The 25579-nt window shown below is 56.2% G+C and carries 25 protein-coding genes, 1 tRNA gene and 1 other RNA gene; 12 read left to right on the top strand and 15 right to left on the bottom strand.

From position 1 onward, the window contains the following. Nucleotides 1-4: 4 nt before the first annotated feature. From AC3B6F_RS00405 to rnpB, 5 genes are all read right to left on the bottom strand, one after another. Nucleotides 5-1975, bottom strand: coding sequence for a peptidoglycan D,D-transpeptidase FtsI family protein (locus AC3B6F_RS00405; protein WP_489822973.1), 1971 nt, complete (start codon nucleotides 1973-1975; stop codon nucleotides 5-7). A gap of 81 nt (nucleotides 1976-2056) precedes the next feature. After that, the gene (ftsL, locus tag AC3B6F_RS00400; protein WP_489822972.1) at nucleotides 2057-2875 is read right to left on the bottom strand and encodes a cell division protein FtsL; all 819 of its coding nucleotides are present in this window, start codon (nucleotides 2873-2875) and stop codon (nucleotides 2057-2059) included. After that, a complete protein-coding gene (gene rsmH / locus AC3B6F_RS00395) occupies nucleotides 2872-3843 on the bottom strand; it encodes a 16S rRNA (cytosine(1402)-N(4))-methyltransferase RsmH (protein WP_489822971.1) in 972 nt (323 codons plus the stop codon). The genes ftsL and rsmH overlap by 4 nt, the downstream gene beginning before the upstream one ends. Beyond that, nucleotides 3840-4310 (bottom strand): division/cell wall cluster transcriptional repressor MraZ, encoded by a 471-nt coding sequence (mraZ, locus tag AC3B6F_RS00390; protein ID WP_489822970.1) that lies wholly within the window; start codon nucleotides 4308-4310, stop codon nucleotides 3840-3842. The genes rsmH and mraZ overlap by 4 nt, the downstream gene beginning before the upstream one ends. A gap of 286 nt (nucleotides 4311-4596) precedes the next feature. Further along, nucleotides 4597-4999, bottom strand: an RNA gene (gene rnpB, locus AC3B6F_RS00385) — RNase P RNA component class A. A gap of 74 nt (nucleotides 5000-5073) precedes the next feature. On the opposite strand from rnpB, the gene AC3B6F_RS00380 reads away from it, so the two are divergent. Next, nucleotides 5074-6066 carry an alpha/beta hydrolase gene (locus AC3B6F_RS00380; RefSeq protein WP_489822969.1) on the top strand — a complete coding sequence of 331 codons (993 nt, stop codon included), beginning with the start codon at nucleotides 5074-5076 and terminating at the stop codon, nucleotides 6064-6066. 13 nt (nucleotides 6067-6079) lie between these two features. Here AC3B6F_RS00380 and AC3B6F_RS00375 read toward each other — a convergent pair whose 3' ends face one another. Together AC3B6F_RS00375 and zwf are read right to left on the bottom strand one after the other, a co-directional pair. Then, nucleotides 6080-6538, bottom strand: a complete 459-nt coding sequence (locus AC3B6F_RS00375) for a hypothetical protein (protein ID WP_010503944.1) — start codon at nucleotides 6536-6538, stop codon at nucleotides 6080-6082. Between the two features lie 6 nt (nucleotides 6539-6544). Continuing rightward, nucleotides 6545-8014 carry a glucose-6-phosphate dehydrogenase gene (zwf, locus tag AC3B6F_RS00370; protein ID WP_489822967.1) on the bottom strand — a complete coding sequence of 490 codons (1470 nt, stop codon included), beginning with the start codon at nucleotides 8012-8014 and terminating at the stop codon, nucleotides 6545-6547. A gap of 269 nt (nucleotides 8015-8283) precedes the next feature. Between zwf and AC3B6F_RS00365 the strand changes: the two genes are divergently transcribed. Then, on the top strand, nucleotides 8284-8550 hold the full coding sequence (locus AC3B6F_RS00365) for a DUF2312 domain-containing protein (RefSeq protein ID WP_007283547.1): 267 nt from the start codon (nucleotides 8284-8286) through the stop codon (nucleotides 8548-8550). A gap of 62 nt (nucleotides 8551-8612) precedes the next feature. Further along, nucleotides 8613-9194: a hypothetical protein gene (locus tag AC3B6F_RS00360; RefSeq protein WP_489822966.1), complete on the top strand. Its 582-nt coding sequence runs from the start codon at nucleotides 8613-8615 to the stop codon at nucleotides 9192-9194. Between the two features lie 15 nt (nucleotides 9195-9209). Here the strand turns inward: AC3B6F_RS00360 and proB are convergent, their stop codons facing one another. The 4 genes from proB to rplU form a co-directional block, all read right to left on the bottom strand. Beyond that, nucleotides 9210-10346, bottom strand: coding sequence for a glutamate 5-kinase (gene proB / locus AC3B6F_RS00355; RefSeq protein ID WP_010503939.1), 1137 nt, complete (start codon nucleotides 10344-10346; stop codon nucleotides 9210-9212). Then, a complete protein-coding gene (gene obgE, locus AC3B6F_RS00350) occupies nucleotides 10343-11353 on the bottom strand; it encodes a GTPase ObgE (protein WP_023942804.1) in 1011 nt (336 codons plus the stop codon). The genes proB and obgE overlap by 4 nt, the downstream gene beginning before the upstream one ends. A gap of 78 nt (nucleotides 11354-11431) precedes the next feature. Next, nucleotides 11432-11698: a 50S ribosomal protein L27 gene (gene rpmA / locus AC3B6F_RS00345; RefSeq protein ID WP_007283551.1), complete on the bottom strand. Its 267-nt coding sequence runs from the start codon at nucleotides 11696-11698 to the stop codon at nucleotides 11432-11434. Nucleotides 11699-11726: 28 nt separating this feature from the next. Then, nucleotides 11727-12041: a 50S ribosomal protein L21 gene (rplU, locus tag AC3B6F_RS00340; protein ID WP_023942800.1), complete on the bottom strand. Its 315-nt coding sequence runs from the start codon at nucleotides 12039-12041 to the stop codon at nucleotides 11727-11729. Nucleotides 12042-12325: 284 nt separating this feature from the next. Between rplU and AC3B6F_RS00335 the strand changes: the two genes are divergently transcribed. After that, a tRNA-Ser gene (locus AC3B6F_RS00335) sits at nucleotides 12326-12415 on the top strand. Nucleotides 12416-12538: 123 nt separating this feature from the next. Here the strand turns inward: AC3B6F_RS00335 and AC3B6F_RS00330 are convergent. Both AC3B6F_RS00330 and AC3B6F_RS00325 read right to left on the bottom strand, forming a co-directional pair. Beyond that, the gene (locus tag AC3B6F_RS00330) at nucleotides 12539-14788 is read right to left on the bottom strand and encodes an FUSC family protein (RefSeq protein ID WP_211568625.1); all 2250 of its coding nucleotides are present in this window, start codon (nucleotides 14786-14788) and stop codon (nucleotides 12539-12541) included. A gap of 31 nt (nucleotides 14789-14819) precedes the next feature. After that, nucleotides 14820-16085 (bottom strand): UdgX family uracil-DNA binding protein, encoded by a 1266-nt coding sequence (locus tag AC3B6F_RS00325; protein WP_489822965.1) that lies wholly within the window; start codon nucleotides 16083-16085, stop codon nucleotides 14820-14822. 203 nt (nucleotides 16086-16288) lie between these two features. Here AC3B6F_RS00325 and AC3B6F_RS00320 point away from each other — a divergent pair, with 203 nt between their 5' ends. The 3 genes from AC3B6F_RS00320 (at nucleotide 16289) to AC3B6F_RS00310 (ending at nucleotide 18125) form a co-directional block, all read left to right on the top strand. Next, nucleotides 16289-16756, top strand: a complete 468-nt coding sequence (locus tag AC3B6F_RS00320; protein WP_282860435.1) for a Ros/MucR family transcriptional regulator — start codon at nucleotides 16289-16291, stop codon at nucleotides 16754-16756. A 72-nt stretch (nucleotides 16757-16828) separates the two neighbouring features. Continuing rightward, nucleotides 16829-17782 carry a signal peptide peptidase SppA gene (gene sppA, locus AC3B6F_RS00315; protein ID WP_489822964.1) on the top strand — a complete coding sequence of 318 codons (954 nt, stop codon included), beginning with the start codon at nucleotides 16829-16831 and terminating at the stop codon, nucleotides 17780-17782. 37 nt (nucleotides 17783-17819) lie between these two features. Beyond that, nucleotides 17820-18125 (top strand): integration host factor subunit beta, encoded by a 306-nt coding sequence (locus AC3B6F_RS00310; RefSeq protein ID WP_023942788.1) that lies wholly within the window; start codon nucleotides 17820-17822, stop codon nucleotides 18123-18125. A 478-nt stretch (nucleotides 18126-18603) separates the two neighbouring features. Here the strand turns inward: AC3B6F_RS00310 and AC3B6F_RS00305 are convergent, their stop codons facing one another. Together AC3B6F_RS00305 and trxB are read right to left on the bottom strand one after the other, a co-directional pair. Then, nucleotides 18604-19500 carry a LysR family transcriptional regulator gene (locus tag AC3B6F_RS00305; protein ID WP_034881448.1) on the bottom strand — a complete coding sequence of 299 codons (897 nt, stop codon included), beginning with the start codon at nucleotides 19498-19500 and terminating at the stop codon, nucleotides 18604-18606. Nucleotides 19501-19617: 117 nt separating this feature from the next. After that, entirely contained in the window at nucleotides 19618-20592 is a 975-nt protein-coding gene (gene trxB, locus AC3B6F_RS00300; protein ID WP_489822963.1) for a thioredoxin-disulfide reductase, read from the bottom strand. A gap of 98 nt (nucleotides 20593-20690) precedes the next feature. Here trxB and AC3B6F_RS00295 point away from each other — a divergent pair, with 98 nt between their 5' ends. The 5 genes from AC3B6F_RS00295 to motA are packed head-to-tail and all read left to right on the top strand — an operon-like array spanning nucleotide 20691 to nucleotide 25563. Further along, nucleotides 20691-21173, top strand: coding sequence for an Lrp/AsnC family transcriptional regulator (locus AC3B6F_RS00295; protein ID WP_062015250.1), 483 nt, complete (start codon nucleotides 20691-20693; stop codon nucleotides 21171-21173). Continuing rightward, on the top strand, nucleotides 21173-22285 hold the full coding sequence (locus AC3B6F_RS00290) for a glycosyltransferase (protein WP_489822962.1): 1113 nt from the start codon (nucleotides 21173-21175) through the stop codon (nucleotides 22283-22285). Before AC3B6F_RS00295 ends, AC3B6F_RS00290 begins: the two co-directional genes overlap by 1 nt. A gap of 1 nt (nucleotide 22286) precedes the next feature. Continuing rightward, the gene (locus AC3B6F_RS00285) at nucleotides 22287-23690 is read left to right on the top strand and encodes a glycosyltransferase family 39 protein (RefSeq protein ID WP_489822961.1); all 1404 of its coding nucleotides are present in this window, start codon (nucleotides 22287-22289) and stop codon (nucleotides 23688-23690) included. 50 nt (nucleotides 23691-23740) lie between these two features. After that, on the top strand, nucleotides 23741-24670 hold the full coding sequence (locus tag AC3B6F_RS00280) for a flagellar motor protein MotB (protein ID WP_489822960.1): 930 nt from the start codon (nucleotides 23741-23743) through the stop codon (nucleotides 24668-24670). 26 nt (nucleotides 24671-24696) lie between these two features. After that, nucleotides 24697-25563 (top strand): flagellar motor stator protein MotA, encoded by an 867-nt coding sequence (gene motA, locus AC3B6F_RS00275; protein WP_010503921.1) that lies wholly within the window; start codon nucleotides 24697-24699, stop codon nucleotides 25561-25563. The last annotated feature ends 16 nt before the right edge of the window (nucleotides 25564-25579 follow it).

Below are 25579 nucleotides of genomic sequence, written 5' to 3'. Positions count from 1 at the left end.
AGGCTCAGTGCTGTGTCTTGGGAGAATGCGCCTGATTGCGCGGATCACCGGGATCGTTTCCGGGACCCAGGGCACGATAGCCCGCTGGCACAGACGGATTCATGGGAATGGCGAGAGACGCTTCAATCGCGTCCTTGTTGGCTGTGTCCGGGAACTGGTTCAGGATTGGTCCAACACGTGAAATGATCTTTTTCACGGTTGGCGCGGCGTTCCAGGCAGCTGTGGTCCAGCCGTGGGTTGCCGCTGTACCCTGCGGACTGTCGAGCATGACATAAACCGCATAATGCGGATTGTTCATCGGGAAGACACTGGTGAAGGCCGAAACGTTGACGTGTTTCAGGTATCCGCCATGGGCACCGATTTTTTCCGCCGTACCTGTCTTACCACCAACATAGTACCCCGGAACCTCAGCTGATTTGCCGCTGCCGACCGTGACGTCGAGGCGCAACAGTTTGCGAAGCAGGGCAGACGTCTTTTCTGACAGAACCCGCGTTCCAACGGGCGTTTGTGCGCCGATATCATCGCCATTATCGGTCTCATCCGGCTTGTACGCAACGGGCCGGACCTTGGCGTCTGGTGTCTGGGCTTCATCCTGCTGGTCGCGTGCTACAAGCGTCGGCTTGAGCAGGATCCCACCATTCACAGTCGCTGCGGTGCCACGGACAATGGCCAGAGGAGGCTCAGCTACGCCATGGCCAAAGCCCACGGTCATAACCGTTGAAAGCCCCCAGTTCTTTGACGCTGGCACCAGAGGGCGTCCGGCTTCGGGCAACTCAACCGGAACACGGTTGAAAAACCCCATACTGCGTAGCCAGTCCTGCTGACGCTGGGCGCCAACATCCAGAGCGATGTGTGCCGCCGCCGGGTTGGACGAGTAGGCCAGAACCCCTGGCAAAGACAACCAGGGCGCAAAATGATCGGTCTTCATGTCACGGATGGTGAAGCGCCCGACCCGGATAGGAATGGTCGAGAACCGATCCCAGATATGCACAACGCCGAGCTGGAGACCCATTGCGGCGGTCTGGAGCTTGAACGTCGAACCCGGTTCGTACATGCCTGTCACAGCACGGTTAAAACGGGCATCATTTGGCGCATGGTTGAAATCGTTAGCGTCATAGTCAGGCAGACTGACCATGGCGAGGATCTCGCCCGTCCGCACATCCATGACGATTGCTGAGGCACCAATGGCCGAAAACTCATCCTTGGCAGCCGCAAGTTCGTCATGAGCCACGGCCTGCACACGAACATCCAGAGACAGTCGAAGCGGTGTACGATCTGAATTCAGGCGTTGGTCGAAATATCGCTCGACACCAGCAATGCCGTGGTCGTCAATATCCACGCTTCCCATGATCTGGGCAGCCGTCCGTCCAAGAGGATAGTGGCGGCGCTCGCCAGCTTCAAAATAGATACCGGGAATACCTAGATTGTTGATCGCGATTTCCTGCACCGGAGAAATATCGCGGGCAATGTAGACGAACTGCTTTTTCAGGGAGAGGCGACGGACTGTCTCCGCCTCATCCAGTTTTGGTAGAACAGTTTTCAGCTTCTTCGTCGCATCCTCTGGATCAATCAATTCCATCGGATTGGCGTAGACCTGTGCGACCGGAAGAGAGAGAGCCAGCGTCTGACCATTTCGGTCCGTGATGGTCGCGCGTTTGACGGAAGGCAGGACAAAATCGCCCGCCATCTCACCGCGCGGATCACTCTTGGGAATTTCCGGAACCTGGGGCGCGATCTGCCGCTTCTCTGGCTCCATCGGCATGAGAACCGTTGCAAAGGTCGCCTTAAGGGCGACTGCACCATAGATCGCAAGAAAGCCCATGCCTGCCACGAGAAGGCGGCCATGCATCTGGTCAAGGTTCAGACGGCGGGACGAAGGCTTCGGTCCCGCTGCCTGCGAGCCGCGCCGCTCCGCCCGTTTATTCTGGCGTGCTGCGCGACGCGAACCTGATGGGGGTGGCACGTCCTGAGGCATCGTGCGGCGTTGCGTCCTATGTAAGGTGCTCGCCCGAAGCTATCCGGAAAATACTTGACGAGCAGTTAACGAGAGAGGGTCTCAGTTAGCCAACGGAACCGGCGGGGGCAATGCATCTCCATCATTTCCCAGCGCAGAGCTGGCATGATGACGGACGCGCGGACGCTCTTCTTCCGCAACCCGCGTCAGTGACGCTTCACGGACCTGATGAACTGGCTGACTGTGCCAAGCCGTGGCGACCACAGGCGTTGGGCGTGTTCCATGGTAACTCACCAGGCGTACGCTTGGCGTCACATCAGATCGTGCCGCACTCAGATGAGGAACCACAGGGCGCGTCGTTGCCGCAGATGCCAGTTCGGTGTCGGCGCTATGAACAATCCGGTCTGCTCGCGGATGAACAGGATGAGGTATCGCAACGGCCTTGGCTGTCACGATGCGTGGCGTGGCTGGAAGAGGCTGAGGGGCTGCTGCTGCAATAACCGGAGCATGCGTGACCGGTACGACAGGGTGGGTAACAGGTGCTGCCGGAAGCGGCAGATGCGCCTCGGTTGCTGCGCGGTTCACGACTTCATGGAGTCCCTCGCGCGGATCAGCGGGGGTCGGACGGGAGCCAGGAGCGGGCAGGCGGCTTTCCACGCTGGCCATCCGGACGAACTGATCCGGAGCCATCGGGTGGAGATCGGGCACAAACCGTGCTGCCAGAACATTCAGGCGATCCGGCTGATTGAGAAGCGCCCATTCCGTCCGCAGCATGGCTGTCTGCGAGCGGACCTTCTGCGTCTCCTGAACGATCTTGGTAATCTTCTGATCAAGGACCGTCGTCTCATGTTTCTTGGTATAGAGAAACAGGCCGGACCCTGCGGCGAGGACAGCGCAGGCGATGGTGAAAGGCCGGATCATGCTCGGTTTCCTGAGGCGGACGGTTGAGAGGCGGAATTACGAACCAGGGCGCGCAGACGTGCGCTTCTTGCTCTGGGGTTTTCCCGCGCTTCCTCTTCCGTGGCAGGCAGGGGGCGGGAATGGAGAAGGGAAAAAGCTGGCGGCTCTTTCCGGACGGGAGCCGGATCGTAGCGGGACGGGTTGGCTGTGCGGCCAGCCAGTTCCGCCATGGCACGCTTTGCCAGACGATCTTCAAGAGAATGGAACGTCACGACAACGAACACACCACCCGGAGCCAAAAGACGGGGAGCAGCTTCCAGTGCGCGTTCCAGTTCACCCAACTCGTCGTTCACGGCAATCCGAAGGCCCTGAAAGCTGCGGGTGGCCGGATCGATCTTGGAGCGATCTTTGGGAACGCAGGAGCGCACGATATGAGCCAGACGACCTGTTGTCGTGATTGGTTCTTCGGCGCGTGCGATAACAATTGCGCGGGCAATGCGACGGGAGAGCTTCTCTTCGCCGTAGCGATAGAGAATATCCGCCAGATCACTTTCCTTCATGGAATTAACGAGATCTGCAGCGGATGGGCCGTCAGTGCCCATGCGCATGTCCAGCGGCCCGTCATTGCGGAAAGAAAATCCGCGCTCGGCCTGATCGATCTGAAACGAGGAGACGCCCAGATCCAGAACGATCCCGTCAAACGGGCCATCCTGCCCGACCAATTGTTCCATATTCCCGAACGTGCCCTGATGCATGATCAGGCGGCCATTGGCCTGATGGGCCATGGCTTCGCCGCGGGCAATGGCTGTAGGATCACGATCAATGCCGTGCAGGGTGCAATCCGCACTGTTCAGGATGGCACGGGCATAGCCGCCGCCTCCGAAGGTGCCGTCCAGATAGCGACCGCCATCGCGGGGGGAAAGTGCCTCAAGCACTTCCTTCAGCATGACGGGGACATGCCCTTGATGGACGAGAGTAATCGCGTTCATGCCGCAACTCCGTTGGCCGGTCTGCGGCTGCCTGTCAGCTCTTTTGCCCGTGCACGCGCCTGAAGACGACGCTCCGCTGCCGCTTCCGGGTTCCAGATCTGGAAAACGCGACCCAGTCCCATGAACGAGACTTCGTCTATCAGCGAGGCATGCGCGCGCAGAACATCCGGAAGAATGATCCGGCCTTCCTTGTCGCTGTCCAGCGGGTAGGCATCCGCATACAGGCTGGCCGCAAGGTCATCATGATCTTCCGAGAACGGATCGTATTCGTCGAGTGGCTGGGCGAGGGAAGCAAAAGCAGCCGACGTCCAGGCTTCGATGCAGGGATGCAGATGCGATGGACGAAGAATAACCAGAGCTTCACCCGGCTGGGCCTGTGTTCTGAGAGCGGATCGGAAAGGGGCCGGAATGGAAACACGTCCCTTGGCGTCAAAGCGGTTCTGATGTGTGCCGAGGAACATGCTCATTGATGATGTGCCTCCCTTCACTTCAGGACCCGCGCAAGGTGTTCAGGTATTTCTCTGTTCTTTCTTGGGATACCATGGGATTTTATGGGACGTCAAACACATATCTGCGAAAAACGGCAGAAAACTGCGGCTATTTTCAATGCGGGAATTGTGACGCGTTTTTTTGCTATTTATTAGGAATTATCAGGGATAATCGCCGGGCGAGATCTATACCTGCCGCTATTTGTTCCCTTTATGTTCTCTTAATATCTGTTCTGGGAACTATTGGAGAACGGTTTTGATCAGAGGTGCCAGACGGCCTGTAAGCCGGGTTCTGTCCGCCAAAGGCGGGACGATCATTCCTCTGGGACATGCATTGCTGCATGCCTCACGCAACCAACCCGAACGACGGAGTGAGACGCTCCCGGCTGCCTTGCGACAGCCTGCCGTTCCTATTCGGTCTTGCTCCCGGTAGGGTTTACCGTGACCGACGCCGTTGCCGGAATCGCGGTGCGCTTTTACCGCACCGTTTCGCCCTTACCCGCGACATGTTCCAGAAGGAACAGTCCGGCGGGCGGTCTGTTTTCTGTGGCACTGTCCCTAGGGTCGCCCCCGCCGGCTGTTAGCCGGTACCGTTTTCCCATGGAGCCCGGACTTTCCTCCATGACAGGGATCCTCATCCCGGTCACAGCGATCGTCCAGCCGTCTGGCGGGCGGACCTTGCGCCGGGAGCGGTTGCGGGTCAAGGGCAGACTTTCGGTTCATTTGTCGCCATGATGCTGGAATGCAACCGACTTTTGCTCTGCGGATCTTTCTTTTCTGGCTGGAATGGCAAGCTCGTCGTCGCGGAATGGTATCTCGTTCCGTGCCCATTGATGTGGTGCCGGACATCCCAGCGCCTATGCCGTCAGCTACGGCTCTCGCGCATCTTAGGCGGGTGACCGGGAGGCCAAGTTTTCCTCAATGTCTGTCCTCGCTGCGCATTCGCAAATGGATTGAGATCAACGTGCCAGGCGAAGTGGGAGAGCGACCTGCGCGGCTCTATCGTCCCAGAGGGAAAGTCACGGGCATCGTGCTGTTTCTGCACGGTGGAGGATTCGTTCATTGCGACACAACCTCCCACCACGGTATCTGCTGCCGACTGGCTACGACATCGGGTGCCATGGTTCTATCACTTGATTACCGTCTTGCGCCTGAACATCGATTCCCTGCGGGGCTGAGAGACGCACAGGCAGCCCTTAAATGGCTTAGGCAGGTTGCACCCAAGCTTCCGATTGCAGTGGCGGGTGACAGTGCTGGAGGGAATCTTTCAGCCGCGCTTACGCACTGGAGTCGTATCGATCCGAATATTACTCTGGCTGCTCAGCTTCTGTATTACCCGGCCGTCAGTGGTCCGATCATTCCTGCGTCCCGGCAGGCCTATGGCCAAGGCTATATGCTTACTACGGAACTGCTGCACTGGTACTGTGGGCAGACCCTTGCGGCTCCGGAGGATCTGTTTGATCCAGAGTTTTCGCCAGTCTTTGCCGAGACCTTCAAAAATCTTCCACCTGCGATGATCGTAACGGCTGGTTTCGATCCGTTAAGAGGCGAGGGAGAGCTTTATACCCGTCTACTCAGAGATGCAGGTGTTCCGGTTCGATATCGACTCTTCCCGCGCATGATCCACGGCTTCCTGAATGGATATGCTTTGTTTCGGGATGGACGGACGGCGCTGCGGGAAGGAGGCGAGTTTCTGAAGGAAGCTTTCAGGAAGGCCGGGACAGCGTCTTCCTGAAAAGCCAGTTCTGTCAGGGCTGAAGCTGACGAAAGGAACCGGGTGTCCCTGCGTCCGTCTGAAGGGTTCGCTCGCTGCGATCAACTTTCACGCTGAACAGCTTGTCAGCGGAAGGTTTGTCACCCGGGCAACCGTTTCCATGTCGTCCCAGAACGTCAATGATTGGATTATTGTCCGCAGCATTGCCATTGACGACAAATACCAGGCACTTTTTTGGCATATCCGTCAGGCCGTCATTGGTCACGACAAGGCGCAGATGTTCCACAAGGGCTGTGTTGTCGAACCAGCTCAGCTTGTTGAACGTGAACTTGTCATAGGAAAAGTCCAGAAGTCCGGTACGAACGATCACGAACATCAACAGAAACGCCGGCACCACAATCAGGAGCCGGCGCATCAGATGCTGTTTGAGTGTACGAGGCGGACGCCGTGTGCCCCGTGAGAAACGGGGCTTTGCGTTCGCGTTGTCAGTCAAAAGCGTTTACTCCATATCTTCGTGCCACTTGTCGCCCTTGGCGGCGAGCATTTCAGCAGACTTTTCCGGACCGTACGAACCGGCACTGTAAGTCTGCATCGGCACCTTGTTCTCGCTCCAGGCATTGAGAACAGGCTCAGCCCAGCGCCATGCCGCCTCGACCTCGTCACGACGGATGAAGAGAATAGGATTGCCCCGCACCGCGTCAAGGAGAAGACGCTCGTAAGAGTCCGGGAAGGGCAGTCCGCCTTCCATCCGGATCGCTGTGTCCAGATCGGCGGTGCGCAGTGTATAGGCGTCCAGAGCCGGGTTTTTGACGTTCAGCTGAAGCTCGATACCTTCGTTAGGCTGAATGCGAATAACCAGACGGTTTCCCGCCGGTGCTGAACCAAAAAGCGTGGTCGGAGCAGAGCGGAAGCGAATAACGATTTCGCTGACCTTGTGGGCAGACCGCTTTGCGGTGCGGATGTAGAACGGCACACCCTTCCAGCGTGGTGTATCAACCCAGGCCCGGATGGCAGCGTAGGTTTCCGTATTGCTTGGTTGTCCAAGCTCTTCCAGATAGCCCGGAACGCTCTGACCGCCGACCACGCCTGCCGTGTACTGAGCGCGAACTGTTTCAGCCGCTACAGTTTCATCCGTGATAGGACGGAGGGCGTTCAGGACGGCCAGTTTCGCATTGCGAACCGTATCGGCTTCCAGAGAGTCTGGAGCTTCCATGGCGACAAGGCACAGAACCTGAAGAAGATGGTTCTGAATCATATCGCGCATGGCGCCTGACGTGTCGTAGTAGGACGCACGTCCCTCTACGCCAACAGTTTCGGCGGCCGTGATCTGTACGCTCTCAATCTGCTCGCTAGACCAGATTGCATTCATGATCGGATTGGCAAAGCGCAGCGCCAGAACGTTCTGGACGGTCTCTTTTCCAAGATAATGATCGATGCGGTAGATCTGGTTTTCGGGGAAATACTGACCAACACCGTCATTGATGGCGGTAGCTGTAGCCATATCCGTGCCGATCGGCTTCTCCAGCACGACGCGAGAATGGGGCGTTACGAGACCGTGGCTGTGCAGGTTCTCGCAAATGCGACCATAGAGCTGAGGTGCTGTCGCGAAGTAATAAACGCGGATCCGGTCGGCCGGGGCCTGAGAGAGAAGGGAAGATAAATCCCCCCATTCACTGTCTGCCTTTGTGCCATCAAGTGTGACATAGTGTAGAAGGCTGAGAAAACGGTCTACAAGGACCGATGACCGGACATCATCAGGTATGAAGCGTTCCAGCGCCTCTCTGGCGCGGGCAACATAGCCTTCCCGGTCGATATCCGTACGCGCGGTTCCGATGATGCGGGCATCATCAGGAATCTGCCCCATGCGGAGACGGTTATAAAGCGCAGGCAGAAGCTTGCGCATCGTGAGATCGCCGGTGGCGCCAAAGATAACATAGTCGAATGGCTCGACCTGCTGGACGTGTTCCATGAGTGCTCTCTGACCTCTCGAACCCGGATTGTCGGGGAAAAGGGTTTAGGGTTCAGACCTTTGCAGGCACGGTCTAGTTCCGCTCTGGGGGGCTTTCTGTCAAGGGAATGGGCATGCACGACATCGGGAGGTCGCATCACGGAAACGCGTGCGTTCCCTAAATGTGCACATAAACCCGTTGACCTCCCAAGCCCCGGCGCGATAAGCCGCGCGGCTGGTATCGCATCTTTGCGGCACTCTGGACTTATGCCTGAAAAAGGAAATCGAACATGGACGCAGAAAGCAAAATCGAAGGCGCCGCAACGGGTGGCATTGCTGCCGACCGCCTGCGCTCCATCATCGAGCGGGTTGAGCGTCTGGAAGAAGAACGCAAGGCTCTGGCCGGGGATATCAAGGATATTTTCTCCGAAGCGAAGTCTGCCGGTTTTGACGTGAAGGTGATCAAGCAGATCATCAAGCTGCGCAAGCAGGAGCCAGCCGAGGTGGAAGAACAGGAGACGCTGCTCGACATCTATCGTCGTGCCCTGGGTATGTAACTCGGGTATATACTCTGGATTAACGCAGCATCGTCAGACTCCCCTAACATCGCGACCGGAACATGATGTCCGATATTTCATGGCTGCCCGCCTGGGCACTGATGTGTCTTTTGATTGTCGCTGGTCTGTTTGGGCTGGCGTTGCTGTGCATGCCGTTTGCAGTTTTCGGCGTGAAGCCAAGATTGCAGGAACTGGAGTTTCAGATCGCGGAACTGCGGGCAGAGCTGCAATCTCTCACGCTTCGCCTCACGGCTCCTCCGTCGGACAGGACAGTAGCGTCAGGGCAGGGGCTGGAAGGCGGCATGCGTGCGCCTCTGCGGTCTACGCAAGAGAAAGTACGTTCCGTCGAACCTGCATCACCAAAAACGGCAGACTATTTCGAGCCTGTTGCAGTCGTACGTGCGGAAGGTCCGACCTATGAGGACGGACCAATGGCGGCTGAACCGGAGATCCTGCGTCGTGCTGTCAGACGGCAGGAGCCTGTAAAAAGCTGGTCCCGCGCTCCCTGGGAAGATGAGCGCTCGCAAGCGGGCAGCCGTGAGCGTGAAGAACTTGCACCGCGTTCTGTTGCCACGCGAAATGACGATGAGGAAACATTTCGTCGGCGTGCTGAGCCGAAACTCCGCTGGCCTCCAAGAGACTGACGCGTTTTGTTGGAATCAGTGCTGGTCCAAAGCGAGGTCGTCGCGGTGGATGAGTACGTCCCGGCCTCTGTACCCGAGAAGCTGTTCCATCTCTGCTGAGCGATGGCCAATCAGCTTCCCGCATTCATCGGCGCTGTAGGAAGATAAACCCCGCCCGATGATGCTGCCACTCTCGTCCTTGATGAGGACGAGATCACCACGCTCGAAATACCCATCAATGGCTGTAACACCGGCAGGGAGCAGGGAAGCGCCGACGATGAGGGCCTGTCGGGCGCCACTATCCACAATCAGCGCACCTTTGGGATGCAGGCTGCTGCCGATCCAGCGTTTGCGTGCTGATCCGGTATCCGTCTGCGGCAGGAACCAGGTGCACAGACCACCATCCAGAAGTCTCTGAAGAGGGTTCTGTGTCTGGCCCGCCGCAATCACCATGGCTGCACCGGCACGATTGGCAATGCGCGCTGCCATAAGTTTGGTGCGCATCCCACCTGAGGAATATCCGGGAGGAGGTTCGCCGCCCATCGCCATAATCTCGTCTGTGACCTGTTCGATCACCGGAATATGACGTGCATTAGGGTTTGTACGCGGGTCAGCAGTATAGAGACCATCAATATCGGACAGAAGAACCAGGCAGTCTGCCTCAATCATCTGTGCAACACGCGCGCCCAGACGATCATTGTCGCCAAACCGAATTTCAGACGTGGCAATTGCGTCGTTTTCATTGATGACCGGAATACATCCCAGATCAAGCAACGTCTGGAGGGTCGCGCGGGCATTAAGATGCCGTTCACGGCTCTCAGTGTCATCCGGGGTCAGAAGAAGCTGTCCGGCAACGAGGCCGTACTCGGCCAGTGCCGTGCTCCACCCTTGCGCCAGTCCGATCTGGCCGACTGTGGCAAGGGCCTGCTTTTCGTCGAGCCGAAGTCGACGGTTCATTAGACCTAATTGGTGCCGGGCTAGCGAAATCGCCCCCGAGGAAACAACGACAACTTCTGTGCCCGCTTTTCGGAGATTAGCAATGTCTTCGCAAACACTGCGGAGCCAGTCCGTCCGCAGCGCTGCCTGTGCGCTATCAACCAGCAGAGCGCTACCAATCTTGATGACAATCCGGCGCGACTGCGCCAGGTGAGGGGCAGCGGCCGGGGATGTCATGCCTGTTTGCTTTCCTTCGCAGCGTTGACGCGATCCTGAAGTAGCCGGAGTAGTTCGGGAAGCCCCTCTCCAGTTACGCCGGAAAGAGTCAGGACTTCTGCACCGGATGCTTTGGCCAGTGCGCGCTTCTTGGCAGATTTCTGTTCCGCCGTGAGAGAGTCGCACTTGTTGAGCACAATGATTTCGGGCTTCGCGGCAAGACCTGGATCATAAGCTTCAAGTTCATGCCGGATCAGGCGCCAATGCTTCACGATCTGGGACTCTGTTCCATCAATCAGATGAAGCAGCGTTGCGCATCGTTCGACGTGACCCAGAAAGCGATCGCCCAGACCGGCGCCTTCACTGGCACCCTCGATCAGGCCAGGAATATCCGCGATGACAAATTCTTCAGTCGTGTTCAGGCGCACGACACCCAGTTGAGGATGAAGTGTTGTAAACGGATAATCTGCAATCTTCGGACGTGCACGGGAGGCAACAGACAGTAGTGTGGATTTGCCTGCATTCGGGAGGCCTACAAGGCCAACATCCGCAATGAGCTTCAGGCGTAGCCAGACCCAGCGCTCTTCGCCTGGCCAGCCTTTGTCGGCACGGCGTGGGGCACGGTTGGTGCTGGTTTTGTAATGGGCATTACCACGCCCACCGTCACCGCCGCGGCACAGGAGAATTTCCTTACCGGCTTCATCGAGATCTGCGAGGAGGGTTTCCCGGTCCTCATCGAAAATCTGCGTCCCAACAGGAACATCAATGATGACGTTATCTGCAGCAGCGCCGGTTCGATCAGAACCCGCGCCATTTCCGCCCTTTCGAGCTTTGAAATGCTGGGTGTACCGGAAATCAATCAGCGTATTGAGGGCAGGGACGGCGCGAAAAAGAACATCGCCACCACGTCCGCCATTGCCACCATCGGGGCCGCCGAACTCGATGTACTTTTCCCGACGGAAGGCGATCACGCCGTCACCGCCATCGCCGGAACGTACATAGATCTTGGCCTGGTCGAGAAATTTCATCGTATTATCCGCAACATATGAAAAAGGCCGGCCCTGAGGAGGACCGGCCCTTCCGCTCGCGCTTGAGGGCGCGGTGACTTATTCGGCGGCTTCCGGCAGCGCCACGGAAACGTGGACGCGGCCTTCGGCGCGACGCTGGAACTTCACATGTCCGTCCACAAGGGCGAACAGGGTGTGATCGCGACCAACGCCGACATTGCTGCCAGCCTTCATCTTGGTTCCACGCTGACGGACAATGATGTTGCCTGCCAGAACGCTTTCGCCGCCGAACTTCTTGACGCCGAGACGGCGACCGGCGCTATCGCGCCCGTTACGACTGGAACCGCCTGCCTTTTTTTGTGCCATGGCTGTTTATCCTTCCTGGTGCGGGCTATCAGGCCGCGTTGATCGCGTCGATGCGCAGCACGGTAACGTGCTGGCGGTGGCCGTTCTTGCGACGGCTGTTCTGACGGCGACGCTTCTTGAAGATGATCACCTTGGCCAGACGATCCTGTGCGACCACGGTGGCCGTCACGGTTGCGCCTGCAACTAGAGGGGCGCCAACAGTGACACTGCCTTCGCTGCCGACCATCAGGACGTCGGAGAAGGTGATGGTGCTGCCGGCTTCCGCCTCAAGCTTTTCAACCTTCAGGATGCTCTCGGGAGCAACACGATACTGTTTTCCGCCCGTGCGGATGACTGCAAACATTCTGGAAACTCTCGCTGTTCCGATCTCGTGGCTGCTTTTGCCGGGGTATTCCCGATCTGGCGCAACCCAGTCGCTTCTTATCGTTGGTTCCCATCCTAATCTACGAAAGACGGACAGAACAGGCGGGTCGATACAGCGCGATGTCCTCTACGTCAATAAAAAACAGCACGGTCAAAGGTTGTGGTTGTACTTTTTTCAAGGGGTATGGTCGTGCCCTCTTGCAATCTCAGAAAAACCTCGCCATAAGCCGCTCCATCGATCAGGTCTGCTCATCCAGACCGTACGGAGAGGTGCCAGAGTGGTCGATTGGGGCGGTCTCGAAAACCGTTGTGCCTTCGCGGGTACCGTGGGTTCGAATCCCACCCTCTCCGCCAGATAAATCAAAAAAAATATCGTTTGATTGATGTTCTCTTCAATCGGACTCATCTGATTTTACGTGCGGTCTTTCGTAGTGTTGGTCCCAGCTTTGAAGCAATGGCTGTTGTCTCACAAAGCAATTACTGGACAGCATCCTGAAGTTTCAAATGGCTGCGCTCGCCCTTGAAAGGGCGGCTTGCGTCAAGAAAGTCCGCATTGGTTTGCATTGTATAGGCAATCACGACGAGATAGGTGATGGCACGGGTCATTTCCAACCGTGTCACAAGATCGGTTTCATGCTCATCAAGGGCACGTAAACGTCTGACTGCGGCGTTTGCAACGCGGGCTGCCTTATCATGCCGCTTTGTGGACTGCTCAACATAATGAAGCACCAACTGAATGGGGCGTCGCGCGCTATCCGGCAAATATTCCCGATCGAGAAGTGTGCGAAGACGGATGATGTTCAGCCCTAATGTCAGCGTTGCAAGCGTTCCAAGAATACACGCTTCAATCAGTGGGGCAGGGGTTGGTCCGGCGTGCCGGATGAGGCGTGCAAAACGATCCGTGTTGCGTCCGATCCAAACACTGATCTGGGGCGTGTAGTTCGGATCTGCCAGATGACGGAGTTCCGTCAACATGATGCGACGCAGACGAAATCGCTCATCTGAACTGCTGAACGGCAGAACGGTACGAAAAACCAGAACACTGATACCAACAGCCATCACGACGGCCATGTTGCTGTTGTAGAACGCCACTTCATTCATGACATGATGGTTTTCCAGTCCCAGCATGGCAGGGAGCAGCAGACCGTATGCTGCGGCACCACCTGCGGTGGAGGGGTTCCCTTTCGCCAACCCACCGAGAAACATTGCAGGCCCCAGAAAGAGCGTCAGTGTTTCGAAGGTTGTGACTTTCGGCATCAAGACAAAAACCAAGATCCACGCGACGACATAGGCTGCGAGTGCGCCTTTCAGAAATTCCATGGTCCCAAGAACGGGATTTTCCTTGGTTGCGAATAGGCCGCAAACCAGAGTCGTAATCGCAATAAAACCAAGCCCACTGGGCCAGGCGGTAATTTCATAGATCAGGGCCGTTACCAGGACGGCGCATGCTCCCCGAAGTCCGTTATGGACGGCCTCACGGGTATCCCGATGGGTTTGTCGTTGAAAATGAAAATGATCGCCGGGAATGGAGTGTGTACTGGCTTCATATTCCTTGATCGCAAGCTCAAGGTCCCCAAGTAGTTCGCCCAGAGACATGAACAGGACGCGCTCATCCAGATGGGCTTCCGTATCCTGCTCATTGAGTCTGAGATCGAAAGGATCATTACCCGGAACAGGTTCATTGCTGTTCTGAAGATCCGTCTCTCGATGCGGTGCAGCATACAGGCGGCACACGTCTCGAAGATGCTGGAGTTCTGCAAGCAGATCGGGAACGGTTGATGTGCTGGCGATCCGCTTCGGAAAATCTCTTAGGAAGGACAGAATCTCATCTGCGGCCTGCGTAAATGCAGGATGTTCATGATTAAGGAGCTGCAGCCGCATGGCCATGCCGAACCCGCGCGACAGCAGAGCAGACACAGAGGCCAGAGCAGCGCGGGCGTGATCGCCTTCATGACCATGCGGCCCCATTTCCACTTCAGCAAATTCGATCTGATCGTTGATGCTGAGGATGGTGCCGAACTGTCGGCGTGCGGCATTCAGGGCTCCGCGTTCTTCACCAAGGATGCTGCATAAGGTCCCGGTTACGAGAACGAGTGCGGATTCCAGCTTCTGGCGCAATTGCGCGCGCGCCTGTCGTTCCTGGGTCGTTGCGAAGATCAGGCCCATGAACGCTTCGCACAGCACGCCTAGAATAATGTAAGTGGTGCGGGAGACGGCGACTGTGAAAATATTGTCAGGATCGGATGCTGCGTCCATGCAGATGATCGAACAGGTATATCCTGCAAGAACAAGGGCATAGGAGCGAAAGTTACTGACAAATGTCGCCAGTCCGCTGCACATGCCAATCCAAATGGCAATCATGGGAAAGAACAGCCATGGAGCTTGAGGAGCCGCAGCCATCAGGGCAATGGACGCAACGGCTCCAGTTATGGTCCCGATAATACGCCATTTGGCTTTTGACTGACTTTCCCCGCGCGTTGCCTGTGCAACGGCCCAGACGGTCATCGCAGCCCAGGCAGGGCTATCGAGTTCCATCCAGAATGCGATGCCGATCGCGAGGCATGCGGCAAAAGTATTTCTGAGTGCGAAGGTGAGTGTTGCCGTCGAGGGAGCGTAGACCCAGGACAAGGGGAGTTTGATCCGCGGGCGCAAGGCTGCTGACGCACTTGCACCGGAGGGGGGATTGTTCGGAGTCGGACGTCCTGCTGACGTAGTGCTACCACTCATTGCAGGGCTTTCTTAGCCCCGATGGTTCCCGTTAGGCGAGAGCCGAAATGGCCATTCTCAGATCTGCGACGAATTTTATGTATTCGCGTGTCTTTGCATCCTCATCCGGCAGGCGCAGCAGATAAGAGGGGTGTACTGTCACAAGACCAAGGCTCCCATCTTCAAGTCTGAAAAGCCGGGAACGCTCACGGGAAACCGTAACGGGGCGCCCGAGAAGAGCGCTGGCTCCTGTCACGCCCAGCATGACTGTTACCTTGGGCTGTAGAAGCCGACGTTCTGCCGAAATCCAGGGTGAGCAGGCATTTATCTCCACTGATCCCGGTTTCTGGTGAATGCGCCGGTTTCCTTTCTGGACAAATTTGAAGTGTTTGACGGCATTACTGACCCACGCTTCATGACGCTGTCCCTGTGCTTCCTCAAAAGCCTTGTCAAAAAGCTGTCCGGCTGGCCCCACAAAAGGACGACCTTGAAGATCTTCCTGATCCCCAGGTTGTTCCCCAACAAATAGAAGGTCCGCGTTCTGGGGGCCTTCACCAAAGACGGTTCGCGTAGCGTGATGACACAGATCACAAAGCGAGCAGTCTGTAGCAAGTGCCCGCAGGGCGGTGAGGGAAGGAGACTGCTCAATGTCTGCGCTTGTAGGTGTTACGTGCACTGTGCCTAAACCCTGCCAATAAGCATTGGCGCGGGTTGCTGTCGCGATTTGTAAGGCCTGAGGAAGCAGGTCTGTACCGGAGGTGGCCATGATATCCGGCAGTGCTGGACCCATACGATAGTCCTGACCATCCCAGCAAAGCGTCCTGCTGTCTGACAGAAGAGCCCATGGTGCAGTCCGTAATCGGCCAAGTGGCCCAATCTGGCTATCAATTAATTGTGGGTCATAGTCTGTTTTGATGACCTGCCAGTCCTTAATGCGATTTTCCGGGAATGCGCTTCTCAGTGCGAGAATTTGGGCGCGGACATTCTCGGCAATCTGCTCGAAATCCTGCAGGTCGGCCTTGGAAGGCTCTCCAGAGTGCTGAATATGTACCAACGCGCGGTAGAGTCGATCGAACCGGTCGGGAGTGGAGGAAGCAAACACCGAAGACATTAATCGACCGAAAGAACGAGGTATTTTCAGTGAAGATGGAGCATTCGGAAGAATACGCTTGCTCTGAGGGGCGTATAATGAGTCTGTTTCCTGTATGGACCAATAAATCGCGCTTGCCGCAACCTGCCGGTTCAGGAAATCACGGCTGAGAGAGCGCCATCCCATGAAATCACTTGGGGAGCAGAGTATGGCAGTGATGGATTGCATAAGGCTCACAAAGGAACTTTGGTGGATTTCAAAAGGGACAATAAGATAATTACTTCTTTTTTAGGCTGCATATTCTAGAAATTTTGTTAAAAATGATTCGCTATCTGCGTGGTGGTGATCGTATATTCTGTGGTCATAACAGGCAGAATGTTTTCATGCCGTAAATGGCTAAAAATATTACCCCTTAGGGAAGGTAAAATATTATGTCGGAGAACACATCCTCCCATCCAGATCTGCTGGAACTGACTGCGCAGATCGTTGCTGCTCAGGTTTCCAAAGGAAGTGTGGATGCGGAAACTCTTCCGGCATTGATTCGGCAGGTCTACGAAGCCCTTGCCAATGCCGGTGTTCCACAACAGGAGCCTGAACCAGAGCGTCCGCAGCCTGCTGTTCCCATCAAGCGGTCTGTATTCCCGGACTATATTGTTTGCCTCGAAGACGGCAAGAAGCTGAAAATGCTCAAGCGTCATCTTCAAAGCGCCTATAACATGACTCCTGAGCAGTACCGTGAGCGTTGGGGTCTGCCTTCTGATTACCCGCTGGTTGCTCCTAATTATGCCCAGCGCCGCTCTGCTCTCGCTCGCGAAATCGGTCTTGGTCGTAAGATCAGTGCGACGGGAGAGGGCAAGAAAGAAGGTGGCCGTACGCGCCAGCCTAAGAAGCAAGGCTAAAGTCTTTGGTTCTCCAGTATAAAAATCGCTGGGGAAATTGACATTGTCGGTCGGGCCGGAGACTACTGTTTCATGAGTTCTGAAGCAGAAATCCTTCTCCGGACCCAGACTGAGAAACGGCGGCTTCTCCGATGGAGAATAGCCGCTATTTTGTTTTTTCTGACAGCTCTTGTCGTGGCTGTCGGTAAAGGCCACCCCGTCGCGGTTGACTTGGGAGGGCGGCCTCATATTGCTCGTGTCGTCATTAAGGGGGTCATTGGAAACGATGTCTCGCGGATCACGACAGCACTGAAAAAAGCCCAGAATTCTCCTGCCGTGACTGGACTTCTCGTTGTCGTGGACAGCCCGGGTGGCGGTGTAACAGGCGGCGAGCGTCTGCATGATGCGATCGAACAGTTCGCTTCCAACAAACCTGTTGTCGTCACAATGGGGGATATGGGCGCATCAGCCGCCTATATGCTTTCTGTGCCCGCACAGCATATCGTGGCGCTCCCATCTACGCTGACAGGCTCAATCGGCGTCATTCTGCAACGTCCTGATGTTTCACCTTTGCTTGGGCGCGTGGGAATCGATGTGGCGGCCATTACGTCAGGCGCCATGAAGGACCAAACAGATCCGACCAGCCATTTGACTCCTGAGGGCAAAGCCATGCTGCAGGGGCTGGTAAATGATCTTTTTGATCAGTTTGTTGGGATGGTGTCCAAAGGGCGTCATCTGTCGGAAGAAAAAGTCCGTAGTCTTGCTGATGGACGGGCCTATACAGGGCGTCAGGCGATTGGTCTGGGTCTTATAGATGAGCTGGGGGATGAAGATGCCGCTCGACTGTGGCTTCGCAAGCAGTTGAAAATCGGCAATGCTCAATACCCTGTCATGCCTTTGCTCTCTGAAACATCACGGCACTGGTATGATTTTCCGCACCGTCGAGCTATCCTCGAGGGTGTGTTCGGAACGGGCATTATGGAAAAAATGGATAGGCAGTTGGCAATCAGCAGTCTTGACGGGGCCGTTGCGATCTTGCAACCCTGAAACCCGTTTCATGGGCGGAGGCAGATAGGCTGCAATCATGACCAGATCGGAACTCATTGCCGAGCTTTCTGCGCAATATCCCCACCTTCTGGCCCGGGATATTGAACGGATCGTTCATACGATTTTTGACGAAATTGGAGCTGCGCTCTCACGCGGAGATCGTGTCGAGCTAAGAGGCTTTGGCGCATTTATTCCTCGTCAGCGTGATGCCCGGACAGGGCGCAATCCTCGAACGGGCGACACTGTCTCTGTAGACGAGAAAAGTGTTCCGTTTTTCAAAGTTGGGAAGGAACTGCGTGAGCGGGTTAATCATAGCGCAGTCTCTTCTGCGCGTGAGGATTAACGCGCTGCTGCGTTTCCCTGAGCCATTCTGTATTGTGCTGTCTGTACATCAGGCAGTGGAAGAATGTGAAAAACCCCCTGCATTTGGGCACAATCCTGCCTCAAAATGCAGTAGTCTTTCCACTGTAGGGGGAGGGGCTTTCTTGAATTTTATAGTGATTCCTGTCTGTTTTGTGCTTGGTTGGATTGCTCTCATGCAATCATGCCTTGCGGCGACACCTTCCAATATGCACAGGTCTGTCTCAACTGGTGCCAGGCATGTTTCACAACGGAATATTTTACAGAAAACGGCAGAGGTCCCCTGTTATCAGTCTCAGGCTGGGCTGATCTTCCTCAAGGCTCCTCCCGGGAAAAGCCATATGGGTCATTCTAATAATTTTGCCCCTATTGGAGAGGCTGTATTCCGGTCCTCGACCAGTCAGCATGCCTGCGTTGCGGGGCGCGGACGCCGCGGTTGAATCACGACATCCGTGGAATAACTAGTCCTGTCCTTTGAGGCAGCTGATTTCAGCCAAAAGAAAATCCCTGAAAACAGATATTCTCTTGGATGTGCGGAGCTCTTCGGGATAGACAAAGTAAGCCTCCACCAATGGAACAGGCTGATCTGGTAGCACTCGTACCAGATTGGAATATGACGCTGCAGTGTAAAGCGGTAGCGACCCGATCCCCGTGCCGGCTGAAATAGCATTGGCGACGGCTGCAATGTTATTGATAGCCAAACGACTGCCACGATGAGCAAGTCCTTCGTGCCTCAGCAGGTCCAGGAGCCAGTTGACATTGGGTAAGGGCAGGTTACGCCCCGCAAATCCGATGATCTGATGTTCTGCCAGTTCCCGCAGGTTGGTTGGCGTGCCGTAACGTTCCAGATAATCGGGGCTTGCGTAGATAGGCATCGGGAAATTGGCGAGATGGCGCTGAACAAGGTCGGGCTGTGTGGGCGGGTGCAGACGAATAGCCACATCCGCTTCACGCATTCCAAGATCCAGATCCGCATCTTCCAGTAGAAGCGTAACTTCAATATCGGGATGCAATTCCAGAAACCGATGCAGCCTCGGGGACAGCCAGCACAGGCCAAAGCCGGTCGTGGTTGTAATCTTGATCTTGCCAGCCGCGCGCTCTTTGCTCTCGCTCAGAAAAGCCTGAGTCAGAGCCAGCTTCGAGAAAACTTCCCGTACGGTCCGGTTCAGTACTTCACCCTGTTCCGTCAGAATAAGACCACGGGCATGCCGATGGAACAGTGGCACCCGCAGAACTTCTTCCAGTGCGGAAATCTGACGCGAGACGGCAGACTGGCTGAGGTTCAGTCTGTCGCCCGCATGGGTAAAGGATCCGGCTTCAGCAACTGCGTGAAAAATACGCAGCTTGTCCCAGTCCATGTGGTGATCTCCCCGATCGCTGGCGCGTCGGTCTTCGTCCTTCTTACCCATGTCACCTGGCGTTATTTCTGCGGTGTGTCGTTGAAGGGACGAAACTGTCTCAAGCCGAGGCGAGGGTCAAGTTTTTGTCATAGCAGGTATGCCAGAAAGGTAGCGTTCGGCTTCCAGAGCTGCCATACATCCTGTGCCGGCGGCCGTGACAGCCTGTCTGTAAATACGATCCTGAATATCACCCGCGGCAAAAACACCTTCCACTGATGTAGCGGTCCCGCCTGCTTCGGTCAGGATATATCCGTCTTCATCGCAGCGCACTTCATGGCGGAAAGGTCCCGTATTCGGTGTGTGGCCAATCGCCACGAAGACCCCGTCAACTGGCAGTGTGGTGAACTCGCCCGTTTGTGTGTTCCGAAGTTTCACCCCGCAGACGACTTCCGGAGAGCCTGCGCCAAGAACTTCTTCCACTGCCTGATTCCAGTGGAGCTCAATTTTCGGATTCGCGAAAAGACGCTCTTGGAGAATCCGTTCCGCTCTCAGTCCATCGCGGCGATGAATGAGATGAACCTTGTCAGCGTGATGGGTCAGGTACAGGGCTTCTTCGACTGCTGTATTGCCACCGCCAACAACGGCTACGGTTTTGCCCCGATAGAAAAATCCGTCGCAGGTTGCACAGGCGGACACGCCCCCAGCCTGCAAACGCTTTTCCGACTCGAGACCCAGCCATTTGGCCTGAGCGCCTGTTGCGATCACGACCGTGCGGGCATGATACTCGTCACCGGAATCGCCCTTGAGGCGGAAATATCCATCAGATGCCGGTCCATTTTTAAGATCCGCTTCCATGATCAGATCGTAGATCAGGCGTGTCCCGACGTGTTCTGCCTGCTCGCGCATCTGTTCCATGAGCCATGGTCCCTGCACCGGTGCAGCAAATCCGGGATAATTCTCGACATCCGTTGTGATGGTCAGTTGTCCCCCCGGCTGAAGGCCGGTCACGAGAATCGGTTTCAGGCTGGCGCGTGCGGCGTAGATGGCTGCAGTGTAACCAGCGGGGCCCGCGCCTACGACCAGAAGGTCTGTATGGTGGATTTCAGGCATGATTGATCCTCGTCCGTGTTTCGATCCCTCATATAAAGGTTTCAGAGGCATGTGCCATCTTTGCGGACGTCGCCTCCTGCCATATACCTCAGAGTCAAATGAACGCTTCTCTTTCTCCCATCCCCGTCGAACTGGATGCCATTGACCGGCAAATTATCGCCGAGCTTCAGGCAGACGGCCGCATGACCAACGTGGAGCTGGCCAGACGGGCTGGCATTTCTGCACCTCCCTGCCTGAGGCGTGTCAGGCGCCTTGAAGAGCTGGGGATCATCAAGGGCTACCATGCCGAAGTTGATGCGCCTCTGCTGGGATGGTCTCTGAATTTCTATGCCCTGATAGGGCTGGACAGCCAGAAAGGCAGTGTTCTCGAGGCTTTCGAGGCGCAGGTTGGTGCCTGGCCTGAAACCCGTGAGTGTCACATGATACGTGGTGGGGGCGACTTCCTGGTCCGTCTTGTTGCGCGTGATGCTGCCCACCAGAACGTTCTGACCCGCCGCCTGACAGACAGTGTGCATGTTGTCCGCGTCCAGACCCTCCAGACTATTCATACTAGTCGGGATCTGGCCGGGGTTCCTATCTGATGACTTTGAGATCTGAGGAAGATCTCCTTTTGCCCGCACGGTTGAGCATTATCGTTCCCTGCTACAACGAAGCAGAGAACGTGGCTCCCATGGTTGCGGCTCTCAGCCGTGCCCTTGCAGGAGAATACTGGGAAGTCATTTTCGTTGATGACAACTCTCCTGATGGCACGTCAGCCCGCGTTTCAGGCATTGCCAAGAATGATCCGCGTGTTCGTGTTGTGCGGCGTGTCGGGCGGCGAGGGTTATCTTCTGCCGTTATAGAAGGGTTTCTGTCATCCAGCGCGACATATGTGGCGGTCATGGATGGAGACCTCCAACATGATGAGTCCGTACTCCATGCCATGGTTGCGGCGCTTGATGCCGGATCACAGATGGTTGTCGGTAGCCGGCATGTCGAAGGTGGCGATAATGCCGGTCTTGCCGGACACTGGCGGCACCTGTTGTCAGACACCGGTATCCGTGCCGCTCAAGCCGTTCTGCCCCATCCTCTGACGGATCCGATGAGTGGCTTCTTTGCCATGAGGCGTGATCTTTTTACGGCGACGCTCCCAAAGCTGTCTGGCACGGGGTTCAAAATCCTGCTGGATCTTGTCATGTCTGCGCCCAAAGAGACGAAGATTACCGAAGTCCCTTTTGTTTTTCGCCCAAGAGTCGCTGGGGAAAGCAAGTTGGATGTCGTCGTGCTTTTGCAGTTCGCGACGATGCTACTCGACAAACTCACGCATGGCTGGCTGCCGACACGGTTTCTGGCGTTTGCGCTGGTCGGGCTGGTTGGCGTTATCGTGAATGTTGCAGTCATGCAGTTGGCCCGCGTGTCGGGCATGGATTTTTCCCAGTCCCAGCTTGTCGGTACGGCCGTCGCTATTCTCACGAATTTTCTGCTGAACAACCGTCTGACCTATCACGACCGGCGCCTTAAAGGGGCAAGGATGTGGCGGGGGTTCGCACTCTTCGCAGCGGTATGCTCCGTCGGTGTCTTCGCCAATATCGGTGTCGCGCGAATGGTTCTGCACGATTTGGGTCATGGCCATTGGGACCGCGCCTCTGCTGCAGGAGCTGTCATTGGTGTTGTGTGGAATTATGCGGTGTCCTCAACGCTGATCTGGCGCTGACATGCAGACCGACACGGTTCGTACCCTCGGAATGTTCTGGGGCTTTCTCGGTCTGCTGACAGTATTGCGCCTTACATTGGCGGCTCTTCTACCTTTGACACCGGATGAAGCTTATTACTGGGTCTGGTCCCGCCATTTGCAGATGGGATATTTTGACCATCCGTTTATGGTGGCTCTCTGGATACGGATCGGCACGTGGCTTGCTGGAGACACACCTCTGGGTGTGCGTCTTCTGGGGCCTCTTTCGGTGTTGCCCGGCAGCTGGGCCCTGTTTCATGCCGCCCGGCTGTTGTTGCCGTCTCGATCCTGGCCGCTCTCCGGCTTTCAGGCTGTTCTTCTCTTGAACGCGACCCTGATGCTGGGGCTGGGCGCTGCGACCATGACGCCTGATACACCACTGGTATTTTTCGTTTCGGTGGCCCTGTACGCTATCGGCCAAGCGGTCACTCTGCCTGCCAACAAGGCACTCGGATGGTGGTTGCTGGCCGGTCTGCTGCTGGGGTTGGCATTTGATTCGAAATATACGGCCGTTCTGATCGGGTTTGGGCTTGGTGGCGCGGTTGTGTTTTCTCCCACATGGAGAAAACAACCGGGTCCATGGCTCGCCATTCCGGTGCTGTTAGCGGCAACATCGCCCGTCCTTTACTGGAATGCGACGCATCATTGGGCGAGCTTGCTCAAGCAAGGAGGGCGAGCAGGAGACTGGCATCCTGCCCGGGCAATCCAGTTCCAGTCAGAACTTTTTGGAGGGCAGATCGGCCTCGCTACGCCCCTGATTTTCGGGCTGTTCGTAATAGGGCTGTGGGCCTGTTTCAAGCGCAACACACTTCTGGTTTGGCTGGGAGCTCTTCCGTTGGCCGTGTTCATTTTTCACGCCTTCGGAGACCGCGTTCAGGCGAATTGGCCGGCTGTTGTGTACCCTGTCCTTGCCTTGGCGGCCGTAGAAGCAGAGCGGCGGGTCCGTTGGGCGGCGACCAGTGGTTTTCTGATGACTGTTCTGGTTTGTTTGCAGGCAGCGTTCGCTTTTCTCCCGATACCTCCTGCGAAAGACCCGGTTCAACGCCAGACTGCTGGCTGGCCGGAGTTCGACCAGAAACTGGAACGGCAGGCAGTGGCTCAAGGGGCTACGGTTCTCATGGCAGAAGATTACGGTCTCGCCTCACAACTGGCTTTTAATCAAGCGAACTCTGGTCTGAGCGTATTCGGGACAGATCGTCGCTGGGAACTGTTTCGTCTTCCTGCCGCAAGGGGAGAGAAAGGGCTCCGTGTTGAGGAAATTCATCATATTCCGAGCTCTTTGCCGATGGATGTTCTCTGTCGGGAAAGTCAGGGGCGGACAGTCCGCTGCTATCAGATGACCGTGGTCGAAAATCCCCTTGGCGTGCAGTTGCCACCTCACTCTTAAAGCTCTCCTTAACCTTTGACTGCCATACTTGAGGTCTCTCAGGAGGTGGAATGTCGAAAGCAGGTGGCAAGGACGAGCGCAAGATCATTATCAAGCGCTTTGAAGTGGTGGAGGGCGGCCATCACGGTGGTAGTTGGAAGATCGCTTATGCAGATTTTGTAACAGCCATGATGGCGTTCTTTCTCGTGATGTGGCTCATCAACGCCACAACGGAAGAGCAGCGCAGGGGCATCGCCAATTTCTTCAACCCCATGGCGATCCAGCAGGATATTCCGCCTCCGGCTGAGAATGTCATCCATCTGGTCCCGGACCCGGTTGCCTCATCCCAGAAACCTGCGGCCATTCATCCTGGAGACCCTGCAGGCGCGCATCCGGATAACGGGGAACCAGGTAAGGATCATCTCCTGAACAAGGATGCAGGGGATCGCAGTACCCAGATTGTGGTTCTTCATGATCGACAGGTTCAACCCGGTATGCCTCCTGCAGCGCCTCATGGACAAGACGCTCAGAAGGGTGAATTGCGGCGTGCGGCTACTGAAATCAGCAAAGCGCTGGATGGGGCACCGCAACTGGCAGACGTGCGCTCTCAGGTGTCGGTCAGTCTGGGAGATGACGGTTTACACGTCGAAATTGCAGATTCCGACCATCAGGCCATGTTCGCACTGGGCTCCGCCGTTCCAACACGCCATGCTTCTGATCTTCTGAAACTGATTGCGCCGTATCTGGAAAAGCTGCCCGGCCGTCTGTCCGTCAGTGGTTATACAGATGCCGCACCCTATCGTCCCGGTCTTCCAGGAAACTGGAGCCTGTCGAGCGACCGTGCTGTGGCGGCACGGGATATTCTTGTGAACAGCGGCTTTCCCGACAGACGATTGAAAGCTGTCACGGGCTACGCTGACCGGAACCTGTTCGACCCCGCCAATCCTCTCAGCGCCCGGAATAGACGTGTTGTTCTCGTCCTCTCCCCGGATCAGCCGTAATTCTTCGCCAGTCAGGAAAATTTTGAATGTTTATTCTTATTGGTCTGGGCGTTGTCCTTGCGTGCGTTTTTGGGTCGTTCGTGGCATCCGGAGGAGCCATCGGGCCACTGCTCGCTTCAATGCCTTTTGAGCTTCTGACCATTCTCGGAGCTGCTGTCGGTACTTTCGTGATGGCCAATTCCATTGGCGCGGTGAAACACCTGCCTGCTGGAATTAAAAAGGCCATGAAAGGCTCCCAGTACACACGTCAGGATTATCTGGAACTCCTCGGACTTCTGTTTCACATGACCAGGCTCGCGGCCGCGAAGGGAATGATGGCGATTGAAAGCCATATCGAGGATCCCCAAGGCAGCACAGTCTTCGGAGCTTTTCCCAAGATCCGGGACAATACGCATGTCTGCTCGTTTATTTGCGATTATCTCCGTATGGCAGGCATGAACGCGACAGACCCGTTTCAGATGGATGACGTCATGGGGCGTGAACTGAAGAAAAATCTGCGTGAGGAAATGCATCTCCCACATGCTCTTCAGTCGGTCTCAGATGCTCTGCCAGCCTTGGGGATCGTGGCGGCAGTGCTGGGCGTCATCAAGACGATGGCCTCCATCAGCAAGCCACCTATCGTCCTGGGTGAGATGATTGCCGGGGCCCTTGTAGGAACCTTCCTCGGTATTCTTCTGGCTTACGGTATCGTTGCACCCATCGCCGGGCGGCTCGGAGGTGTGGTGGAAGAGGAGGCTTCGTATCTTGATCTCGTCCGCTCCGTTATCGTGGCGCACCTTCAGGGCAATGCTCCGCAGGTTAGCGTAGAGATCGGGCGTAAGAGCATTCCGTCAGATCTCATGCCGACCTTTCAGGAAGTCGAAGAATCCCTCAGTGCCGTGGCCGTAAACTGAGGTTGTTTTCCTGAGT

It is taken from the genome of Gluconobacter sp. ESL1110, from assembly GCF_058107395.1.
This window is presented reverse-complemented; position numbering and strand designations above follow the sequence as displayed.